The sequence below is a fragment of the Fervidobacterium sp. 2310opik-2 genome (assembly GCF_011057735.1).
In the GTDB taxonomy this organism is placed as follows: domain Bacteria; phylum Thermotogota; class Thermotogae; order Thermotogales; family Fervidobacteriaceae; genus Fervidobacterium; species Fervidobacterium nodosum.
In genome coordinates this window covers 1-5,112 of record NZ_LNGG01000017.1, presented here as the reverse complement: position 1 = coordinate 5,112, position 5,112 = coordinate 1, and the positions used below count along the sequence as shown (strand labels likewise).

Below are 5,112 nucleotides of genomic sequence, written 5' to 3'. Positions count from 1 at the left end.
AACAAAAACCCCCTGAATCGAAATGATTCAGGGGGTGAGGATTTAAGAAATCCTGGGCACTACCTACTCTCGCAAGCGGTCGCCCGCTTACTACCATCGGCCCACGGTGGCTTAGCGGCCAGGTTCGGAATGGTTCTGGGCGTTTCCCACCGTAGTATCGGCACCCAGGTCATTCAAAAGTGCATAGGGCTTAAAGGTGAAGGTTTCGGCCTATTAGTACCGGTTGGCTCCACGCCTCTCGACGCTTCCACCACCAGCCTATCTAGGTCCTCTTCTCGGACCGGCCTTATGGAGGCCTCATCTCGGAGCGCGCTTCCCGCTTAGATGCTTTCAGCGGTTATCGCTCAGGAGCGTAGCTACCCAGCGTATGCACTTGGCAGTACAGCTGGTACACCAGTGGCTCCCTCACCCTGGTCCTCTCGTACAAAGGGCGACCCTCCTCAAGCCTCCTACGCCCGCAGCAGATAGGGACCGACCTGTCTCACGACGGTCTGAACCCAGCTCACGTACCCCTTTAATAGGCGAACAGCCTAACCCTTGGGACCTGCTTCAGCCCCAGGATGGGATGAGCCGACATCGAGGTGCCGAGCCTAGCCGTCGATGTGAACTCTCGGGCTAGACTAGCCTGTTATCCCCGGGGTAACTTTTGTCCGTTGATCGACGACCCTTCCACTCGGAGTCGCCGGGTCACTAGGACCGGGTTTCCCCTCTGCTCGACCCGTCGGTCTCGCAGTCAGCCCGGCTTTTGCCCTTGCACTCAACGGTGGATTTCCAACCCACCTGAGCCGAGCTTTGCGCGCCTCCGTTACTCTTTAGGAGGCGACCGCCCCAGTCAAACTGCCCACCTGGCACTGTCCCTCGCATGCTCTCCACATGCGTAGGTTAGAACTCCGCTGCAACGAGGGTGGTATCCCACCGTCGGCTCCACGTGCCCTGGCGAGCACGCTTCTTCGCCTCCCACCTATCCTGTACACGCCGCAGCAGAGCACAATACCAGGTTACAGTAAAGCTCCACGGGGTCTTTCCGTCTAGCTGCGGGTACTGGGCATCTTCACCCAGACTGAAATTTCACCGGGTCCCCTGCCGAGACAGTGCCCCAGTCGTTACGCCATTCATGCAGGTCGGAACTTACCCGACAAGGAATTTCGCTACCTTAGGACCGTTATAGTTACGGCCGCCGTTTACCGGGGCTTCGGTTCGGAGCTTGCACCCCTCCCCTTAACCTTCCGGCACCGGGCAGGCGTCAGTCCCTATACTTCCTCTCATCGAGTTGGCAGAGACCTGTGTTTTTGGTAAACAGTCGCCAGGGCCATTTCTCTGCGACCACCTCGGCCTCCGTCAGTTTCCACCTCGCGGCTTCCCCTGACTTCAACCTACCGTGGCACCCCTTCTCCCGAAGTTACGGGGTCAATTTGCCGAGTTCCTTGGCAAGGGTTATCCCGCTCCCCTTAGCTTTTTCAGCCCGCCTACCTGTGTCGGTTTGCGGAACGGGCACCTGCTAACCACTACACGCGGCTTTTCTTGGCAGTGTGGCGTCAGCTCCGTTGACCCCTTTCGGAGTCTCCCCTTCACGGCTCAGCTCAGACTGCGGACTTACCTACAGCCCTCTTCGCCTAACCGCTTGGAGGGATTTGCCACTTATCCCCAGAGCTTAGCCTCCTGCGTCCCCGCTTGCAGTATCGGTTAGCCGGTGGTACCGGAATATTAACCGGTTTCCCATCGGATACCCCTTTCGGGTTTTCCTTAGGTCCCGACTTACCCTGGGCGGACGACCCTTCCCCAGGTACCCTTAGGCTTTCGGGGGGATGGATTCTCACCATCCTCTCGTATACTCATGCCTGGATTCTCACTTCCGCTTCGTCCAGTAGCTCTCTCGAGTCTACCTTCTCCCTACCGCGGAACGCTCCCCTACCAACCTGCCTTTCGACAGGTTCCGTGGCTTCGGGGGGTGGCTTCAGCCCCGCACATTTTCGGCGCAGTGCGGCTCGACCGGTGAGCTGTTACGCACTCTTTAAATGATGGCTGCTTCTAAGCCAACATCCCGGTTGTCTGGGCCACACCACATCCTTCTTCTTCACACTTAGCCACCTCTCCGGGCCCTTAGCCGACGGTCTGGGTTGTTCCCCTCTCGTCCGTGAAGCTTATCCCTCACGGGCTCACTCCCAGGATCTCGTGTGGCGGCATTCGGAGTTTGACAGGGTTCGCAGGTTACCCCACTAGCCCTACCAGCGCTCTACCTCCACCACAGAACTCCTGAGGCTGCACCTCAATGCATTTCGGGGAGAACCAGCTATCACCGAGTTCGGTTAGCTTTTCACTCCTACCCACAGGTCATCCGAGGATTTTTCACGATCCACCGGTTCGGACCTCCAGTGGGTTTTACCCCACCTTCATCCTGCCCATGGGTAGCTCACCCGGCTTCGGGTCTATCGCTACTGACTCGCGCCCTTTTCGGACTCGCTTTCGCTCCGGCTCCGCCTTTATCGGCTTAACCTCGCCAGCAGCGATAACTCCCAGGCTCATTAATCAAAAGGCACATCGTCACCCTCGCGGGCTCCGACTTCTTGTAGGCATGCAGTTTCAGGTCTCTTTCACTCCCCTTCCGGGGGGCTTTTCACCTTTCCCTCACGGTACTGGTTGCGCTATCGGTCGGCGAGGAGTATTTAGCCTTGGAGGGTGGTCCCCCCTGATTCACGCGGGATTCCTCGAGTCCCGCGCTACTCGGGATCACAGTCACTCCTTCATCACTCATTTCGCCTACGGGACTGTCACCCTCTTCGGTCAGCCTTCCCAGACTGTTCAGCTATGAGTGATTACGGAGCGGACTCAGCCTAACTGTGTCCCACTACCCCAGCCTTTCGACTGGTTTAGGCTCCTCCCCTTTCGATCGCCTCTACTCAGGGAATCTCGTTTGATTTCTTTTCCTCCGGGTACTGAGATGTTTCACTTCCCCGGGTATCGCGCCTCTCGGCGTGCACGCTTTCACGTGCACAGGTTGCCCCATTCGGGTATCCCGGGATCAACGCTCGCTTGCAGCTCCCCCGGGCTTTTCGCAGCTTGCCACGCCCTTCTTCGCCTCTCGCCGCCTAGGCATCCACTGCATGCCCTTACTACCTTCACCTTCTTCCCTATGCACTTTTCAATGACCTGTCCCATTGGTGGAGACAAGGGGATTCGAACCCCTGACCCCCTGCTTGCAAAGCAGGTGCTCTCCCAGCTGAGCTATGTCCCCACCCATGGTGGGCTCGGGAGGAATCGAACCTCCGACCTCACGCTTATCAGGCGTGCGCTCTGACCTTCTGAGCTACGAGCCCAATCACTCAAATACGAATAGCAGCCACCTGTCTCTCCTTAGAAAGGAGGTGATCCAGGCGCACCTTCCGGTACACCTACCTTGTTACGACTTAGCCCCCCTCACCACGTTCACCCTCAACGGTATGCCTAAGCATTACCGTCTTCGGGTGCCCGCAACTCGGGTGGCTTGACGGGCGGTGTGTACAAGGCCCGGGAACGTATTCACCGCGGCGTGGCTGATCCGCGATTACTAGCGATTCCGGCTTCATGTGGGCGGGTTTCAGCCCACAATCTGAACTGGGGGACGGTTTGAGGGTTTTGCTCACCATCACTGGCTCGCTTCCCGCTGTCCGCCCCATTGTAGCGCGTGTGTCGCCCAGGACATAAGGGGCACGAGTATCTGACGTCATCCCCTCCTTCCTCCGGCTCGTCGCCGGCAGTCCCCTTAGAGTGCCCACCTTTCGTGCTGGCAACTAAGGGCAGGGGTTGCGCTCGTTGCGGGACTTAACCCAACACCTCACGGCACGAGCTGACGACGACCGTGCACCACCTGTGCCGGCTCACTACCTTACGGTAGCGTCCCTCACCTTTCGGCTCGGTACCACCAGCATGTCAAGCCCTGGTAAGGTTCTTGGCTTAGCTTCCAATTAAACCACACGCTCCACCGCTTGTGCGGGCCCCCGTCAATTCCTTTGAGTTTCACCCTTGCGGGCATACTCCCCAGGCGGCTCACTTATCGCGTTAGCTTCAGCACGGAGCCTTCCGGCCCCACACCTAGTGAGCATCGTTTACGGCTAGGACTACCCGGGTATCTAATCCGGTTCGCTCCCCTAGCTTTCGTGCCTCAGCGTCGGTTACGGCCCAGCAGACCGACTTCTCCACCGGCGTTCCTGCTGATATCTACGGATTTCACCCCTACACCAGCAGTTCCATCTGCCTCTGCCGCACCCAAGCCCTGCAGTTTCCAGCGCAATCCCACAGTTGAGCCGTGGTATTTAACGCCAGACACACAGGGCCACCTACGCACCCTTTACGCCCAGTGATTCCGGGTAACGCTCGCCCCCTACGTATTACCGCGGCTGCTGGCACGTAGTTAGCCGGGGCTTATTCGCTAGGTACCATCAGTACTTTTTCCCTAGCAAAAGGAGTTTACACCCCGAAGGGCTTCGTCCTCCACGCGGCGTCGCTGGATCAGGCTTTCGCCCATTGTCCAATATCCCCCACTGCTGCCTCCCGTAGGAGTAGGGCCCGTGTCTCAGTGCCCTTGTGGCCGACCATCCTCTCAGATCGGCTACCCGTCGTCGGCTTGGTAGGCCGTTACCCTACCAACTACCTGATGGGCCGCAGGCCGCTCCCCTGGCGCCTTCCGGCCTTTACTCTCCCGAGTCTATGGCGGATTACCTACAGTTTCCCGTAGCTATCCGCCTCCAGGGGGCACGTTCCTACGTGTTACGCACCCGTCCGCCGCTATGCAGCCTTCAACCGAAGTCTCCAGCTGCACCGCTCGACTTGCATGTGTTAGGCACGCCGCCAGCGTTCACCCTGAGCCAGGATCAAACCCTCCAAGCTAATCTTCAGGTTCAACCCTGCTCTTTATCTTTTTTCGGTGGCTGCTATTCATATTTCAATGACCGGACTCTTTCCTTCACTTCATCGTGTCAATCTTTTATCGCGCGTTTCATACTTTACCACGTTCGCTTATTTTTGTCAAGGGGTATTTTTATTCGTTTTTTCATTTCGCTTTTTTCTCAAGCGTTTCTTAATTTACCACATTCACTTGTTTTTGTCAACTGACTTTTTTATTTTTTTGTTTTTCTT

At 57.5% G+C, this 5,112-nt stretch carries 2 tRNA genes and 3 rRNA genes; all 5 read right to left on the bottom strand.

The features are described from left to right. Positions 1 to 51 precede the first annotated feature (51 nt). Positions 52 to 168: ribosomal RNA gene (gene rrf / locus AS161_RS06620) — 5S ribosomal RNA — on the bottom strand. A 25-nt stretch (positions 169 to 193) separates the two neighbouring features. Further along, positions 194 to 3,121, bottom strand: a 23S ribosomal RNA gene (locus AS161_RS06615). A 35-nt stretch (positions 3,122 to 3,156) separates the two neighbouring features. After that, a tRNA-Ala gene (locus tag AS161_RS06610) sits at positions 3,157 to 3,232 on the bottom strand. Between the two features lie 5 nt (positions 3,233 to 3,237). Next, positions 3,238 to 3,314: transfer RNA gene (locus AS161_RS06605), tRNA-Ile, on the bottom strand. 41 nt (positions 3,315 to 3,355) lie between these two features. After that, positions 3,356 to 4,863 (bottom strand): 16S ribosomal RNA (locus AS161_RS06600). The 16S, 23S and 5S rRNA genes sit together here with 2 tRNA genes alongside, the layout of an rRNA operon. Between the last annotated feature and the right edge of the window lie 249 nt (positions 4,864 to 5,112).